The 14,686-nt window shown below is 73.3% G+C and carries 14 protein-coding genes; 9 read left to right on the top strand and 5 right to left on the bottom strand.

The features are described from left to right. Nucleotides 1-68: 68 nt before the first annotated feature. Complete coding sequence (locus ABT369_RS35495; protein ID WP_350618735.1) at nucleotides 69-284, bottom strand: hypothetical protein; 216 nt, start codon at nucleotides 282-284, stop codon at nucleotides 69-71. 79 nt (nucleotides 285-363) lie between these two features. Between ABT369_RS35495 and ABT369_RS35490 the strand changes: the two genes are divergently transcribed. Genes ABT369_RS35490 through ABT369_RS35475 form a run of 4 tightly spaced genes read left to right on the top strand, consistent with a single transcriptional unit; the run spans nucleotide 364 to nucleotide 2,399 of the window. Continuing rightward, nucleotides 364-753 carry a hemerythrin domain-containing protein gene (locus tag ABT369_RS35490; protein WP_350618733.1) on the top strand — a complete coding sequence of 130 codons (390 nt, stop codon included), beginning with the start codon at nucleotides 364-366 and terminating at the stop codon, nucleotides 751-753. A 22-nt stretch (nucleotides 754-775) separates the two neighbouring features. After that, nucleotides 776-1,375 (top strand): nucleotidyltransferase family protein, encoded by a 600-nt coding sequence (locus ABT369_RS35485; RefSeq protein WP_350618731.1) that lies wholly within the window; start codon nucleotides 776-778, stop codon nucleotides 1,373-1,375. 11 nt (nucleotides 1,376-1,386) lie between these two features. Further along, on the top strand, nucleotides 1,387-1,632 hold the full coding sequence (locus ABT369_RS35480; protein WP_350618729.1) for a hypothetical protein: 246 nt from the start codon (nucleotides 1,387-1,389) through the stop codon (nucleotides 1,630-1,632). Between the two features lie 14 nt (nucleotides 1,633-1,646). Beyond that, nucleotides 1,647-2,399: a metallophosphoesterase family protein gene (locus ABT369_RS35475; protein WP_350618727.1), complete on the top strand. Its 753-nt coding sequence runs from the start codon at nucleotides 1,647-1,649 to the stop codon at nucleotides 2,397-2,399. A gap of 43 nt (nucleotides 2,400-2,442) precedes the next feature. Here the strand turns inward: ABT369_RS35475 and ABT369_RS35470 are convergent, their stop codons facing one another. Together ABT369_RS35470 and ABT369_RS35465 are read right to left on the bottom strand one after the other, a co-directional pair. Further along, nucleotides 2,443-3,261: an RNA polymerase sigma factor SigF gene (locus ABT369_RS35470; RefSeq protein ID WP_350618725.1), complete on the bottom strand. Its 819-nt coding sequence runs from the start codon at nucleotides 3,259-3,261 to the stop codon at nucleotides 2,443-2,445. A gap of 242 nt (nucleotides 3,262-3,503) precedes the next feature. Continuing rightward, a complete protein-coding gene (locus ABT369_RS35465; protein ID WP_350618723.1) occupies nucleotides 3,504-4,784 on the bottom strand; it encodes a glycosyltransferase in 1,281 nt (426 codons plus the stop codon). Nucleotides 4,785-4,912: 128 nt separating this feature from the next. Here ABT369_RS35465 and ABT369_RS35460 point away from each other — a divergent pair, with 128 nt between their 5' ends. Further along, complete coding sequence (locus ABT369_RS35460) at nucleotides 4,913-7,393, top strand: SpoIIE family protein phosphatase (protein WP_350618721.1); 2,481 nt, start codon at nucleotides 4,913-4,915, stop codon at nucleotides 7,391-7,393. Between the two features lie 135 nt (nucleotides 7,394-7,528). Here the strand turns inward: ABT369_RS35460 and ABT369_RS35455 are convergent, their stop codons facing one another. Continuing rightward, entirely contained in the window at nucleotides 7,529-8,128 is a 600-nt protein-coding gene (locus tag ABT369_RS35455; RefSeq protein ID WP_350618719.1) for a hypothetical protein, read from the bottom strand. A gap of 93 nt (nucleotides 8,129-8,221) precedes the next feature. Here ABT369_RS35455 and ABT369_RS35450 point away from each other — a divergent pair, with 93 nt between their 5' ends. Further along, on the top strand, nucleotides 8,222-10,393 hold the full coding sequence (locus ABT369_RS35450; protein ID WP_350618717.1) for a TRAP transporter permease: 2,172 nt from the start codon (nucleotides 8,222-8,224) through the stop codon (nucleotides 10,391-10,393). Beyond that, nucleotides 10,284-11,318 carry a TAXI family TRAP transporter solute-binding subunit gene (locus ABT369_RS35445; protein WP_350618715.1) on the top strand — a complete coding sequence of 345 codons (1,035 nt, stop codon included), beginning with the start codon at nucleotides 10,284-10,286 and terminating at the stop codon, nucleotides 11,316-11,318. The genes ABT369_RS35450 and ABT369_RS35445 overlap by 110 nt, the downstream gene beginning before the upstream one ends. 48 nt (nucleotides 11,319-11,366) lie before the next feature. Here ABT369_RS35445 and ABT369_RS35440 read toward each other — a convergent pair whose 3' ends face one another. Continuing rightward, complete coding sequence (locus ABT369_RS35440) at nucleotides 11,367-12,089, bottom strand: peptidylprolyl isomerase (protein WP_502891857.1); 723 nt, start codon at nucleotides 12,087-12,089, stop codon at nucleotides 11,367-11,369. 117 nt (nucleotides 12,090-12,206) lie between these two features. Here ABT369_RS35440 and ABT369_RS35435 point away from each other — a divergent pair, with 117 nt between their 5' ends. Together ABT369_RS35435 and ABT369_RS35430 are read left to right on the top strand one after the other, a co-directional pair. Beyond that, complete coding sequence (locus tag ABT369_RS35435; protein ID WP_350618711.1) at nucleotides 12,207-14,030, top strand: Hsp70 family protein; 1,824 nt, start codon at nucleotides 12,207-12,209, stop codon at nucleotides 14,028-14,030. Between the two features lies 1 nt (nucleotide 14,031). Next, nucleotides 14,032-14,436, top strand: a complete 405-nt coding sequence (locus ABT369_RS35430; RefSeq protein ID WP_350618709.1) for a hypothetical protein — start codon at nucleotides 14,032-14,034, stop codon at nucleotides 14,434-14,436. Nucleotides 14,437-14,686: the final 250 nt, after the last annotated feature.

Raw genomic sequence — 14,686 nt, 5'->3', positions numbered from 1 at the left:
TTGCGATCCGGTGCTTGATGGCGCAGTTTTGTTGTGCAGTACGGCAGCGAAATGACGAATCGTTGCGCCTATTGCAGCTCGCGCCAGTTGCCCGGCTGAGCCAGCAGGCCGGAGACGCAGTTCATCGCGCCGTCCTCGTCGGCGAACTCGTAGCGACGGCAGCGCCCGTCCGCGCCGCCCTCCCGCGACTCGACCCACCAGATGCCGGCGTCCTCGAAGAGGTAGACGTCGCGGCGGGCCAGCCGGCCCCAGGTGCCGTTCCACCAGTGCTTTCTGCGCTCCATGGTCCACTATTCGAACACATGTACCAACATCATCGGTAGGGCGGGGTTAGCGCATGCCCGGTCTGGGTACGCCTGCACCATGTCGGCGGATCTCCTCGAGCTCCTGACGGCCGAGCACCGCCGGCTGGAGTCGCTCTTCGCCGACGCCGAGACGGCCCCCACCCCGCAGGGGCGCCGCGAGGCCGTGGCCGCCGCCGAGGAGGCGCTGCGGTGCCACATCGACGCCGAGACGCGCTTCCTGCACCCGGCCCTGCGCGAGCACCTGCCGGCCGGGCCGGACATCGCGGAGTACGAGGACTCCGAGCACGCCTCGTTCCGCTCGCTCACCGCGGACGGCTTCGACGCCGTGCGCCAGCACATGCAGGAAGAGGAGACCGAGATCTTCCCGCGGCTCGCCCAGGCCTGCCCGGCCGGGGAGCTGGCGCGGCTGGGCGATCTGCTGGCGAATTCGGTGCGTGTGACGGAATGACGCGGCGGGTAAGCCGTCATGCATGGCAGTTTCCGAGGACAGGCAGCCGCTGATCGCCACGCTCAAGAAGGCCGCGTTCCACCTCAAGGACGCGGGCATCCCCTTCTGCCTGGCTGGCAGCTTCGCGGTGTACGCGCGCGGCGGCGAATCCGTCGACCACGACATCGACTTCCTCATCAAGGAGGAGGACGCCGGGCGGGTGCTCGCCTCGCTGGCCGAGGTCGGCTTCCGCGGCGAGGTGCCCCCCGAGGGCTGGCTGGTGAAGGCCTGGGACGACACGGAGCAGGGCGACCTCCTGATCGACTTCATCTTCTGCCCGGTGCAGCGGCCGGTGACCGACGCGACCTTCCAGGACACCGACGTCATCGCGGTCAACGCCTGCCACATGCCGGTCCTCTCGGCGACCGAGCTGATGATCCACAAGGTGCTCACGTGGTCGGCGCACTACTGCGACTTCGCGCGCGGGCTGCCGGTGGCGCGCTCGCTGCGGGAGCAGATCGACTGGCCCCGGGTCTACCGGGAAACCGCCCACTCGCCCTACGCCCATGCTTTTCTGTTCTTGATCGACCGCCTCGGTGTGATGTCGATGGCCGAGGCCAACGCGCTGGCGGCGGCCGTCTAAGGGGGAACACGATGGCAACGGACCAGTACGTCGAGGGCGAGCTGCAGCACCTGCTCGCCGAGGACGAACGGATCACCGAGCAGGGGATCCGCTTCGTGCGCACCGACTCCGGCATCGCGCTCGTCGGCGAGGTGGAGAGCGCCGAGCGCCGCGACACGATCTGCCGGGTGGTCGCCGAGGCGTTCCCGGACCTGCCGGTGCAGTGCAACATCGGCTTGACCCGGGTCCACGAGCCGGAAGAGGTGGAGGAACTGTGAGCGGAGGCGGCGGCGTGGCGCAGACCGATGACGGCACTGTTCGCGTGGCGGCGGTCGGCGACGTGCACCTGGATGCCGACGTCGTGGGCCGCTACCGGCCGGCGCTGGAGCACCTCGGCGCGAAGGCCGACCTGCTGCTGCTGGCCGGCGACCTGACCCGGCACGGCACCGAGGCCGAGGCGGTGTGCGTGGCCCGCGAGTTCGGCGGGCTGCCCGTGCCGGTGGTCGCGATCCTCGGCAACCACGACTACCACTCCGACGAGCAGGAGGCGGTGGCGGCGGTACTGCGCGACGCCGGCCTGATCGTCCTGGAATGCTCCGGCACCGTGGTGGAGTGCCGCGGCGTGCGCATCGGCGTCGCCGGGACCAAGGGCTTCGGCGGCGGCTTCGCGGGCGCCTGCGCGAGCGAGTTCGGCGAGCCGGAGATGAAGGCGTTCACCAGCCACGGCCGCGAGCTCGCGGCGCGCTTCGGCGAGAGCCTGGCCGCGCTGGACTGCGACGTGCGCATCGCTCTGACGCACTACTCCCCCGTGCCGGAGACGCTGCTGGGCGAGCCCCTGGAGATCTACCCGTTCCTGGGCTCGTACCACCTGGCGCAGGCCATCGACGGCACGCCCGGCGTCGGGCTGGCCGTGCACGGCCACGCGCACGCGGGCTCGGAGCGCGGCACGACGCCGGGCGGGGTGCCCGTGCGCAACGTGGCCCACCCGGTGATCCGGCAGGCCTACAACGTGTACCAGCTCTCGTCGGTGCTCGCCCCGGCCTGACGCACAGGGCCAGATTCACAGGGCCAGATTCACAGGGCCAGATTCACAGGGGCTCGACCAGCTCCCCGCGCAGGAACGTCAGGGCGTGGGTCAGCAGCCGCGACACGTGCATCTGGGAGATCCCGAGCCGGGCGGCGATCTGCGTCTGCGTCAGGTTGCCGACGAACCGCATGGCGATGATCTGCTGCTCGCGCTCGGGCAGCCGGGCGATGAGCGGCCGCAGCGACTCGCGGTCGTCGACCGCCTCCAGGGCCCGGTCCGCCCCGCCGAGGAGGTCGGCGAGCTCGGCCGCGCCGCCGTCGCCGCCGGCCGGGGCGTTGATCGACAGGGTGCGGTACGCGTGCCCGGACTCCAGCCCCTCGATGACCTCCTCCTCGCTGATCCCGAGGCGGCCGGCGAGGTCGGCGACGGTCGGCGAGCGGCCGAGCTCCTGGGCCAGCTCGCCGGAGACCTTGCTGATCTCCAGGCGCAGCTCCTGCAGCCGGCGCGGGACGCGCACGTCCCAGCCCTTGTCGCGGAAGTGGCGCTTGAGCTCGCCGACGATCATCGGGATCGCGTAGCTGGGGAACGGCGCCCCGCGCGTCGGGTCGAAGCCGTCCACGGCCTTGATCAGGCCGAGGCCCGCGACCTGGGTGAGGTCGTCGAGCGGCTCGCCGCGGTTGCGGAAGCGCCGGGCCAGGTACTCGGCCAGCGGCAGGTACAGCTCGATGAGGCGGGCCCGGACGCGGGGCCGGTCGGGACTGCCGGCCGGGAGGTCGGCGAGCACGGTGATCAGGGCCTGGGCGGCCGTCTCGGCGTCCTTGCCTGGGCTGCGACCGGGTGCGCGGACGGGTGGGCGGCCGGGTGCGCGGGTGATGGTCATGAGGGGTCCCCTGCCTACCGTGCCGCAGAGCACCGCACAGCGGTCTCGCGGCATGAGTTCGGCCAGACGACGCCCTGGTCTCGAGCGCCCGGCACGGCCCGCGGCGACTGGATCGCGGCTGATTTGACGATCCGCCGAGGCCATCCGGCACTGGAGGCGAATCCAGCGACGGATGCAGATACGGTTCGTTCAAATTACCGCGCCGCCCGGCCCCCGGGCAAGACGCACACCACCGAACGTGGTCAGGAGACCTCGGAGAGTTCGTCCTCGTCCGAGCCGGCGTCGGAGCCGGACTCGTCGGCGGCCTCGGTGACGCCGGTCACGGTGCGGTACACCCGCTCCAGCTCCGTCGCGGTGCGCTCCCAGGTGTAGCGGGAGCGGACGCGGTCGATCGCGGCGCTGGCGAAGCTCATCCGGCGCACCTCGTCGCCGAGCAGGGCCCGCAGGGCGCCGGCCAGCGCGTTGGGGTCGCGGGGCGGGACGAGCACGCCGGTGACGTTGTCGATGACGCTCTCGCCGATGCCGCCGACCTCGTAGGCGACCACCGGCACGCCGCAGGACATCGCCTCCAGCGGGGTCAGGCCCGACGGCTCGTACCAGGGGGCGCAGGCCAGGACGTCGGCGGAGCGGTACCAGCCGGCCAGGTCCTCCTGGCTGACCGCGCCGACGATGCGGACCCGGTCGGCGACGCCGTGGGTGTCGGCCAGCTGCAACAGCCGGCGGGCCTCGGGATCGGCGTCGATGTCGCGGGGCGGGCGGGCCGGGTCGGGGCCGCCGACGATCACCAGCTCGGCCCCCGGCACGCGGCGCAGCGCCTCGACGAGGTCGCCGAAGCCCTTGCGCGGCACGAGCGGGCCGACGGTGAGGATGCGGCGCAGCCCGGGGCGGCGATGGTCGGCCGCCGGGCCGGACGGCGTGAAGGTTTCAGGGTCGACGCCGGGCGGGACGATGACGGTCGTGGCGCGCCGGATGCCCATGCGGCCGAGGTCGGCGACCTCGTCCTCGCTCTGGGCCACCACCCGGTCGGCGAGGGAGCCCAGCGTGCGCTCCATGCCCGCCCGGGGGCCCGGTCCGGCGTTGTGGTCGACGGGCAGGTGGCGGCGCTCGGCCGCGGCGAGGCCGTGGAAGGTGACCACCACCGGCCGGCGCACGTCCGCGGTGGCGGTGAGCGCGGCGAGGCCGGAGAGCCAGTAGTGCGCGTGCACGACATCCGGTCCGCCGTCCGGCCCGCCGGATTTCCACCGGTCGGCCAGCGCCCGGCCGAAGTCCCCCATGAGGGGGAGCTGGTCGTCGGCCGGCAGCGGCTGCACGGGGCCGCCGGGCACGTGCTCGATCGTGACGCCGGGCGCGAACGGGACGGTCTTGGGCAGGCTCTTGTCCTCGTGGCGCACGTACACGGTCACCTCGTGCGACAGCGCGCCGAGGGCCTTGGCCAGGGCCGCCACGTGAGTGTGCCGGCCTCCCGCCGTCGGTCCGCCCAGCCCGAGCGGGCTGGCCTGGGCGGAGACCAGGGCAATCCTCAACTCTGCGACCTCCACCGAACCGGCTGCGCTGACCTGCCAACGCCCCTACCCGGGCCGGATGGTGGTAAACATCAACGGGCGAGCCGCAGCCGGCCCGCCGCGGAAGCATGGACAGGAGAGGCGGAGGCATGGCCGACAGGGCCCCCGGAGAGGGCAGCAGCGCGGAGCCGGCGGAGGCGCTCGCCGCGCTGGTCGCGAAGCTGCGGGCCGAGCTGACCGGGGTGCGCACCGCCATGCGGAACCGCGCGGTCATCGAGCAGGCCAAGGGTGTGCTCGTGGAGCGGCTCGGGGTGACCCCGGACCAGGGCTTCGACCAGCTCGTGCGGCTCAGCCAGCGCACCAACATCAAGCTCATCGAGGTCGCCGCGGCGATCGTGGGCACCACGTCGCCGGACCCGAACGCGCCGGATGTGGTGAATCTCATCGACGACGAGCTGCGCCAGCACGTGGCCCGCTCGCGGAGCTCGGCCCCGGCCTCGGTCAAGCCGGACGTCGTCCCCGCCTCCCCCAGAAAACGCTCGAGCCGGACCCCCGAGGTCGAGGCGCTGCAGTCCCAGCACCAGCTCCTGAGCGCCCGGATCGCGGCCGCCCGCAGCTACGACGAGATCTGCGACGTGCTCGGCACCGCCCCGACCGCGTGGCCGGCGCCCACCGCGGTGCTGCTGACCCTGCTCGACCCGGACGGCGCCCAGCGCGGCGTGGGCACGTTCGGGGTGCCGGGCGAGGTGCGCAGCCGCTGGTCGCGCATTCCCCCTGACCCGGGGGTGCCGCTGGTCGTCGCCGCGCACGAGGTGGAGACGCTGTGGCTGGCCCCCGAGCCCGGCGCCCGGCGGCGCTTCCCCGTGCTCGGCGAGCAGCCGTTCTCCGGCGAGACGCTGCTCGCGTCCCCGCTGATCTCCGGCGAGCGGGTCATCGGCGGCATCCTCATGACCTGGGCCGACGCGCTGCCCGAGGCCGAGGAGCTGCGCCGCTACGTGGCCGCGCTGCTCGAGCCGGTGGCCCGCCAGGTCGACACGCTCATCGGCGACGAGATCGCCAGCGCCTGGTTCCACGTCGCCGGCGAGGAGAGCGGGCAGGCGGCCCCGGCCCAGGTGTGGCTGCCGACCGTCGTCGACGCGCTGCACGACCCGGGCGCGCTGCTCTCCCCGGTGCACGAGGACGGGCAGCTCGTCGACTTCCGGGTGGAGTACGCCAACGGTCTGGCGCGGCAGATCTTCTCCGGGGCGCGGGTGGACCCCGACGAGGCGACGCTGCTGGCCGCGTATCCGGCGCTGGGCAGCTCGACGCTGCTGCCCGAGTTCGCGCGCGTGCTGCAGGACGGCCAGCCCCGCCGCCTCGAGGGGCTGCGGGCCGACCCGCGCACCGACGGCGTGCCCGGGCCGCAGACGCTGTCGGTGCACGCGGTGCGCCTGTGGGACCGGGTGTTCGCGGTGTGGCGGGTCGCCACCGAGGCCGACCTGCTCTACGACCAGCTGCTGCAGGCCGAGCGCATCGCCGGCATCGGCTCGTTCTGCTGGGAGCTGCGCGACCCCGAGCCGCGCTGCTCCCCCGAGCTCGTCCGGCTCTTCCACCGCGGCCAGGCCGGCGGGCGCGGCACGGACACGAGCCGCATCCCGGTCGACGAGCTCACCGCGAGCGTGCACCCCGACGACCTGCTCGCCGTGCAGGACGCGGTGCGGCGCACCATCGTCGAGGGCAAGCAGCTGCTGGCCGAGATTCGCGGGGCCGGGCGCGTCAACGGCCGCCGGCTCCGGCTGACCGCCGAGGCGATCCACGACGAGACCGGCAACGTCATCGCGGTGCGCGGCACGGTGCAGGACGTCACCGAGGAGCGCGCGATCGAGGCCCGGCTGCGCCGCGCCGAGGAGGCCCTGGCCGCTCAGCGGCACCGGCTCGCCGACGAGCGCCGCGCGGCCGAGGCGCTGCAGAAGGCGCTGCTGCCGACCGACTCCGAGCTCGGGCACCTGGAGGGCGTCGAGATCTGCGGCCGGTGCCGCTCCCCCGAGCGGGTCGGGACGATCGACGGGGACTGGTACGACGCCACCCCGGTCCCCGGCGACGGCACGATCCTGGTGCTCGGCGACGTCGACGAGCGCGGGCTGTCCTCGATGACGACGGCGGCGCGGCTGCGCTACGCGGTGCGGGCCTACGCGACGCTGGACATGTCGCCCGGGGACATCCTGACCGCGGTGAACGGCATGCTGTGCGCGATGGAGGTGGAGCACACGGCCTGCCTCATCGTGGCCCGCTACTCCCCGGGCACGCGCGAGCTGCGCTGGGCCGCGGCCGGGCAGGTCGCCCCGATCCGCTACGACGCGGCCGGGGCGGGCACCGTGCTCTCGGGCCCGCTGGGGCTGCCGCTGGGCGAGGTCGACCAGATGCGGTACTCGGACGCGGCCGTCACCCTCGCCCCCGGCGACCGCGTGCTCTTCTACACCGGCCTGAACGCCACGGTGTCCCGGCGCCGGGGCGGCGGCCTGGACCTCGTGCGCCGCGCCGGGGAGAGCGTGGACCTGGCCGACTTCGACGCGGTGGTGTCGCACCTCATGACGGTGCTGAACGTCCCCGAGGACGAGGACGTGTGCGCCATGCTGGTGCACGTGGCCTGATCTCGGGGTTTTTCGATAAATCGGGCGCTCCGCGCCACGACTTATCGCATTTATACCCCGACAGGCGATAAGTCCGACATGTCGCGGCACGAAGTGCCCGACATGTCGGTATTGCAGGCTTTACAGCACTCTCTTCTACAGCGTTCTCGAGTCCCAGTTCCAGGGCAGGGAGAGGCCGTCGAAGCGGCCGAGCGCGTCGCGGTGGCGGGCGGCGACCACGATGCGGTCCGGGCCGAGGTGGGCCAGCAGGTCGTCGTCGCCGAAGTAGCGCACCTGCGGGTCCGGCCACTGCCACAGGCCGTCGTCGAGCTCGCGGAGGCGCAGCTGCACCGCGCGGACCGCCCCGGCGGGCGGGGACATGAGGACCAGGCCGTGCAGCGGGGCGTAGGTGGCCTCGTAGACGGCGGCGTAGACCAGGAACCGCGACAGCGGCAGGCCGGTGCGCACCTCGTCGTTCTCGATGACCTCGGGGTCCGGGTCGCCGGCCCGGTGGGCGTCGGCGTCGTAGGCGTACCAGTCGGTGGCGCCCTGCCAGAAGCGGGGGCCGCCCGGCGGGAGCATCTCGTGGTCGCGGCTCAGCGGGTAGGTGTAGCGCGCCTGCAGGCGGTGCCACTCGGCCAGGGCCTCGGGGACGCCGGGCCGGGCGGGGCCGGCGGGCGGGCGGTCCGGGGGGCCGTACCAGCGGTACACGAACCGGCCCAGGCTGTCGGGCGCTACGACGTCCAACTCGTACACGCGCAACATCATGCCGCGTTGTTGCACATTCGCTACCAAATCCCAAGACTTAGAGCATTACGAATATAGATGAACACGCGTATTCTCCGGCGCATGCCGGACGAGTCCGCGGTCACGGAAGGCCCACGTGAGGAGGCCGTCGACGCCTCCGTCATGGAGGATGCCGGGGTCCGGGAGCTCGCCGCGCAGTTCGAGGAGGAGAAGCCGGGACGGCGGATCACCGGCCCGGTGGACGTCGGGGTCACCGCGGTCGCCGCGCTCGCGGCGCTGCTCGTGCTGCGGCAGGTGTTCCGGCCGCTCGCCCAGGGCAGCCAGTACTACCTCGTCATCTTCCTCGGCCTCGTCCTGCCGCTGGTGTTCGTCCTCTACCCGTCGGGTATCCGGTTCCGCAGACGTCACGCCGACGCGGCACCACAGGACGGCCCGGTCCTCGGCGGGGGCCCGACCGCCGGGGACTGGGTCCTCGCCGCCGTCGCGCTCGTCACGTGCCTGTACCCGGTGCTGCCCTTCCAGCACGGCTACGACGGCTTCCTCGACCGCCAGGGACTGCTCGAACCCCTCGACGTGGTGATGGGCGCGGCCCTGCTGGTGCTCGTGGTCGAGGCGTGCCGGCGCACCACGGGCTGGGTGCTGCCGGTCGTGTGCGCGCTGTTCCTGGCGTACGACTACTACGGCGGCCTGCTGCCCCAGGGCTGGGAGATCGCGCACGCGGGGCTGGACTTCGACCAGATCGTCGACGCGCTCTACAACTCGCCGAGCGGGTTCTACGGCACCCCGCTCGACGTCGCGGCCTCCTACATCGTGCTGTTCACGATCTACGGCGCCGTGCTCGACCTCTCCGGGGCCGGCGCGTTCTTCGTCGAGCTGTCCGTGGCCGCGTTCCGGCGCTCCCGCAGCGCGGCCGGGCGCACGGCGGTGGCGTCGGGCTTTCTGCTCGGTACCGTATCCGGCTCCGGCGCCGCGACGACCGTGAGCATCGGCGCGGTCACCTGGCCCATCCTGCGCCGGGCCGGCTACCCCGCCGAGCGCGCGGGCGGGATGCTCGCCGCGGCCGGGGTGGGTGCCATCCTCTCCCCGCCGACGCTGGGGGCCGCGGCGTTCATCATCGCCGAGTACCTGGACGTGTCCTACCTCAAGGTGCTCGGCTGGGCCACGGTGCCGACGATCCTGTACTACCTGGGCATCCTGCTCTCCGTCGAGATCGACGCGCGCCGCTTCGGGGCCCGGGCCGTGCACCTGCGGGTGCCGGCCGCGGGATCGCTGCTGCTGCGGTTCGGGTACCACTTCCTGTCCCTCATCGTGATCATCGTGCTGCTCGCGCTCGGCCGCTCCGCGACCCAGGCGGTGGTGTGGGCGACCCTGCTCGCGGCCGTGCTGTCGGTGCTGGACCGGCGGCACCGGCTCACCCCGCGGCGGCTCGTCGAGGCGCTCGCCGCCGGCATCCGCGGGGTGCTCCCGGTCGTCGCCGTGTGCGCCGCGGCCGGGGTCATCACCGCGAGCACCACGAAGACCGGGCTCGGGCCGCAGCTGTCGAGCCTCATGGTCGGCTGGGCGCAGGCCCTCGCGACCGGCCACACCGCGGTCGTCGCGCTCACCGCGGTCTTCGCCGCGATCGCGATGACGCTGCTCGGGCTGGCCATCCCGGTCACCGCGTCGTTCATCATCGGCTGGGTCATCCTCGGCCAGGCGCTGCTCGACCTCGGCATCTCCGAGCCCGCGACCGCGATGTTCATCTTCTACTTCGCGGTGCTGTCGGAGGCGACCCCGCCGACCGCGCTCGCGTCCGTGGCGGCGGCCGCGGTCACCGGCGGGCGGGTGTTCCCGACGATGTGGCAGACGCTGCGGTACGCGCTGCCGGCCTACCTGGTCCCGATCGCCTTCGTGGTGACCCCGGCCGGGCAGGGGCTGCTCGGCATCGGCGGCTGGGACCGGGTCACGTTCGCGCTGGCCGCCTCGGCCGTGGGGGTGCTGGCCCTGTCCGTCGCCGCCGGCGGGTGGTTCACCGGCATCGGGGTGGCTTCCGTGGTACCGCGAGTGCTCGCCGGACTGGCCGCCGGCGCGCTGCTGTGGCTCGACCTGTGGACCGTCGCCGCCGGCGTGGTGCTGCTCGCGCTGGCGGGGCTGCTCGTGTTTCTCTCACCGCGAAGGAGCTCACGTGCGAACCCTGACCTTGCCGCGAACCCTGAACGCGTTGTGCGCGACGGCAGTGCTGCTGATGGGGGTGGCCGGCTGCGGGGGCCGGCAGACGCCCGCGGGGACCTCTGAGAGCGCGGCGGCGGGGGCCGCGGCCGACTGCACCGTCAAGACCGACACCCGCATCTCGATCGCGACCGGCAACACCACCGGCGTGTACTACGTCGTCGGCAACGCGTTCGCCGAGCAGGTCACCAAGGCGACGGGCAACAAGGTGAAGGCGACCGCGGCCGAGACGCAGGCGTCGGTCGGCAACATCCAGAGCCTGGACAAGGGCGACTACCAGGTCGCGTTCTCGCTCTTCGACACCGCGGCCGACGCGGTGCAGGGCACCGGCTCGTTCGGCAAGCCGGTACGGATCGCCGCGCTGGGCCGCATCTACGACAACTCCACCCACGTCGTGGTGCGCGCCGACGCCGGCATCAACTCGATCGCCGACATGCGGGGCAAGCGCATCTCGACCGGCTCGCCGAAGTCCGGGACCGAGGTGATCGCCCAGCGCCTGCTCAAGGCCGCGGGCCTCGACCCCGACAAGGACATCCAGCCGCAGCGCCTCGACCTGGCCAAGACGACCGACGGCATGAAGGCGGCCACCGTCGACGGCTTCTTCTGGTCCGGCGGCCTGCCCACGTCGGGCGTCACCGACCTGTTCACCACGGCGGGCGACAAGGTGCGGTTCCTCGACATCGACGCGCTGCTGCCGAAGATGCGGCAGGTGAGCCCGGCCTACCAGGCGGGGACGATTCCGGCGGCGACGTACCGGACCGCGGCCGACGTCAAGACGATCGTGGTGCCCAACGTGCTGCTGGTCCGCTCGGACATGGACGCGGGCCTGGCCTGCGTGCTGACCAGGACCCTGGTGGAGAAGCGCGAGGAGCTGGCCAAGGCGAACCCGGCGGCGAAGGGGATCACGCTGGAGACGGTCCGCAAGACCGACCCGGTGCCCCTGCACCCGGGCGCGGCGGCCGCCCTGGACACCCTCGGCGCCGCCAAGTAGGCCGGCGATTCCGGGCCGCCGGCCGGGCGGCCCGGATCGCCTCCGGCTCTACAGGGCCAGGATGATCTCCGTGCGCCGGGCCGGGGCGCCGTCCACCGGGGCCGGGTCGTCGTCCGTGGGGGCGACGCCGCCGGCGGCGATGCGGTCCAGCGTGTGCAGGCCGAGCGGGCGGACCGAGCCGAAGATCGTGTAGTTCGGGCGCAGCGCCGAGTCGGCGAAGACCAGGAAGAACTGGCTGCCGTTGGTGTCCGGGCCGGCGTTGGCCATGGCGAGCACGCCGCGGGCGTAGACCTTCCGCGCGCCCGTCGGGTCGGTCGGGGCCGGGGGCAGGTTCGTGGGGAGCTCGTCCTTGTAGCGGTACCCGGGGCCGCCCTCGCCGGTGCCCGTCGGGTCGCCGCACTGCAGGACCTTGAGCGTCGCGTACGTGGTGAGGCGGTGGCACACGGTGCGGTTGTAGAAGCCGTGGCGGGTGAGGTGCAGGAAGCTCTGCACCGTGCAGGGCGCCTCGGCGCGGTCGAGGGTCAGCGGGATCGGGCCGAGGTTGGTGAACAGCGTGACGGTGACGGTCCCGCGGGCGGGGGTGGGCCGCGGGTCGGGCGGCAGCGAGATCGGGCGCGCGGGCGGGTCGTCGGGGGTCGCGGTGTACCCGCAGGGGCCGGTGGCCGCCGTGGCATGCGCCGCCGCGGAAGCCGAAGGGACGGCGACGGTCGCACCGACGGCGGCGGCGAGCACCACCAGGGCGACGAGCGATCGGACCACGTTGTCCTCCATAGACAATTGACGATGTGTACCCCTGCCGGTCTAACGGATGTCGATGCGCCCGTCAAGCGCGGAAACCGGACCCGTTGAGCCGATAACACCCTGCTCACCAGCCCGTATATTGGCTGCGTGGATGCGCGAGGGCACCGGCTCGGGGTCGACTTCGGCACCTCGAGCACCGTGGCGATGCTGGCCTGGCCCGACGGGCACGTCCGGCCGCTGCTGTTCGACGGGTCGCCGACGCTGCCCTCGTCGGTCTATGCCGACGCGCAGCAGGGCCTGCTCACCGGGCGCGACGCGGTGCACGCGGCGCGGATCAGCCCGGAGCGGTACGAGCCGAATCCCAAGCGACGCATCGACGAACCGGCCGTCCTGCTGGGCGAGCACGAGGTCGCGACCGTGGACCTCATCGCCGCCGTCCTGGCCCGCGTGGCCGGCGAGGCGCGGCGGGTCTCCGGCGGCACGCTCGGCCCCGCGACCATCACGTGCCCGGCGGCCTGGGCGCAGACCCGCCGCGGCGTGCTGCTCGCCGCCGCACAGCGCGCCGGGCTCGGGGCCGTCACCCTGGTGCCCGAGCCGGTCGCCGCCGCGCAGGTCTTCTTCTCCATGGGCGGCGCGAAGCCGGGCGGGGCCTTCGTCGTCTACGACCTCGGCGCCGGCACCTTCGACGCGTCCGTGGTCCGCCACGGCGGCGGCACCTTCGACGTGCTGTCCGCCGAGGGCCTGGCCACGTCCGGCGGCCTCGACATCGACGCGGCCATCGTGGGCTTCCTCGGCGCGGTGCACGCCGGCCGCGACCCGCAGGCCTGGCAGCGCGTGACCCACCCCGCGACGAGCGCCGAGCGCCGCTCGCACCGCATGCTCTGGGACGACGTCCGCTCGGCGAAGGAGATGCTCTCCCGCACCTCCTCGACCATGATCCACGTGCCGTCCCTCGAGTCCGACGTCCCGCTCGGCCGTGACCAGTTCGAGCAGCTGGCCCGCCCCATCCTCACCGCGACGGTGACCGCGACCCGCGCGGCCATCGCCGCCGCGGGCCTGACCCCGGCCCAGGTGCAGGGCGTCTTCCTGGTCGGCGGCGGGAGCCGGATTCCGCTGGTCGCGACGCTGCTGCACCAGGCGCTCGAGATCGCGCCGACGGTCGTGGAGCAGCCGGAGCTCGTGGTGGCGCAGGGCGCGGTCGGCGCTTCGGCGAGCTTCACGACCCCCGCTTTCACGCCGCCCACGGCCGCACCGCCACCCACGGCCGCACCGCCGGCCACCGCGCGCGCGGCGGTCCCGGTGGCACCGATCTCCCCGGCCGCCTTCTCGGCGGCGGCCCCGGTCTCTCCCGTGTCGCCGATTTCCGTGTCGCCATTCTCCGCATCGCCGATTTCCGCGCCCCCGGTTTCCGCGCCCCCCACGGCCTCTCCCGTGCCGACGCCGCCGGTTTCCGCGCCTCCGGTGCACGCCCGCACCCCCGCGCCCCCGCCCGCCCCTGTGCAGCCCCCCAAGAAGAGGCGCACCGGCGTCCTGATCGCCGCGGCGGTGGTCGTGCTGCTGATCCTCGGCGGCGGCGCCTACGGCATCAGCAAGCTCATGAGCGACGGCGGCGACGGTTCCACGTCCGGCTCGGGCTCGGGCGGCAGCTCCGAGGTCCAGGCGGACATCACCCGCGACAACGTCGACTGGGCGGCGAAGGCCTCGGACTACGACGAGAAACCGGGCACGACGGTCGCCTACAACTGCCCGAAGGACGGCTTCATCGGCACGGTGTGGGGCTCCAGCCCCTACACCACGGACTCCTCGGTCTGCACCGCCGCCGTCCACGACGGCCGCATCTCCCTGCAGGACGGCGGCCGCGTGGTCATCAAGATCGTCGAGGGTCAGGACGAGTTCCAGGGCTCGCTCCAGCACGGCGTCAACACGACGAGCTACGGTCAGTGGCCGTGGGCCTTCCAGATCATCAGCTGACATGAGCATGGCCGGAGCGCTCTGGCGGGGGCTCGTCACCGGCATCTCGGCCGTCGTCATCACGCTCGCCGCGACCGTGGGGCCGGCCCGGCTCGCGACGACGGCGCCCTCGCCTTCGCGCAGTGGTGACGATCTGCCGGTGCTGCCCGGCCTGGAGCGGGCGCTGGTGATCATGGCGCTGGCGCCGGTCGTCCTCGCTGTCCTGGGCCCGCTGATCGCTCATCGCCTGGGGTTGCCCGAGCCGTGGCTCTTCGCGATGCCGGCCGCCGGACTCGTCGTCCTCGCGTGCGTCGGGATCGGCGCCCGGGACCCGTCCTGGACCCTGTTGCTAGGGATCACCTCGGCAACGGTGGCCGCCTACTGCCCGATCGCCTTCCTGGCCCACCGCCGCGAGTTCGGCACGTAGCCGCCCGAGCCGCGACGCTTCGCTTTGCCGGCCGCCGGACTCGTCATCCTGGCGTGCGTCGGCATCGGCGACCCAGACCCGCCTTCGGCGCCGCCGCCCGAGATCACCGCCGTAACAAAGGCCGCACACAGCCCGATCGCCCTCCACGCCCACGCCGCGAGTTCGGCATGCAGCCGCCCACGCCGGGCGCCATCCGCGACCCGACGGCCGCCGACGGCACACACACCTCACCCACCGCCGAACGCCGCCC

Origin of the sequence: Dactylosporangium sp. NPDC000244 (assembly GCF_040300725.1) — a bacterium.
Classification (GTDB): Bacteria; Actinomycetota; Actinomycetes; order Mycobacteriales; family Micromonosporaceae; genus Dactylosporangium.
The sequence above is the reverse complement of the archived record's forward strand: the minus strand, read 5'-3'. Positions and strand labels throughout refer to the sequence as shown.

Excerpts from the sequence above, each read along its gene's own strand:
- ABT369_RS35495 (WP_350618735.1), bottom strand. The coding sequence starts at position 284 with ATGGAGCGCAGAAAGCACTGGTGGAACGGCACCTGGGGCCGGCTGGCC.
- ABT369_RS35490 (WP_350618733.1), top strand. The coding sequence starts at position 364 with ATGTCGGCGGATCTCCTCGAGCTCCTGACGGCCGAGCACCGCCGGCTG.
- ABT369_RS35485 (WP_350618731.1), top strand. The coding sequence starts at position 776 with ATGGCAGTTTCCGAGGACAGGCAGCCGCTGATCGCCACGCTCAAGAAG.
- ABT369_RS35480 (WP_350618729.1), top strand. The coding sequence starts at position 1,387 with ATGGCAACGGACCAGTACGTCGAGGGCGAGCTGCAGCACCTGCTCGCC.
- ABT369_RS35470 (WP_350618725.1), bottom strand. The coding sequence starts at position 3,261 with ATGACCATCACCCGCGCACCCGGCCGCCCACCCGTCCGCGCACCCGGT.
- ABT369_RS35460 (WP_350618721.1), top strand. The coding sequence starts at position 4,913 with ATGGCCGACAGGGCCCCCGGAGAGGGCAGCAGCGCGGAGCCGGCGGAG.
- ABT369_RS35450 (WP_350618717.1), top strand. The coding sequence starts at position 8,222 with ATGCCGGACGAGTCCGCGGTCACGGAAGGCCCACGTGAGGAGGCCGTC.
- ABT369_RS35440 (WP_502891857.1), bottom strand. The coding sequence starts at position 12,089 with ATGGAGGACAACGTGGTCCGATCGCTCGTCGCCCTGGTGGTGCTCGCC.
- ABT369_RS35430 (WP_350618709.1), top strand. The coding sequence starts at position 14,032 with ATGAGCATGGCCGGAGCGCTCTGGCGGGGGCTCGTCACCGGCATCTCG.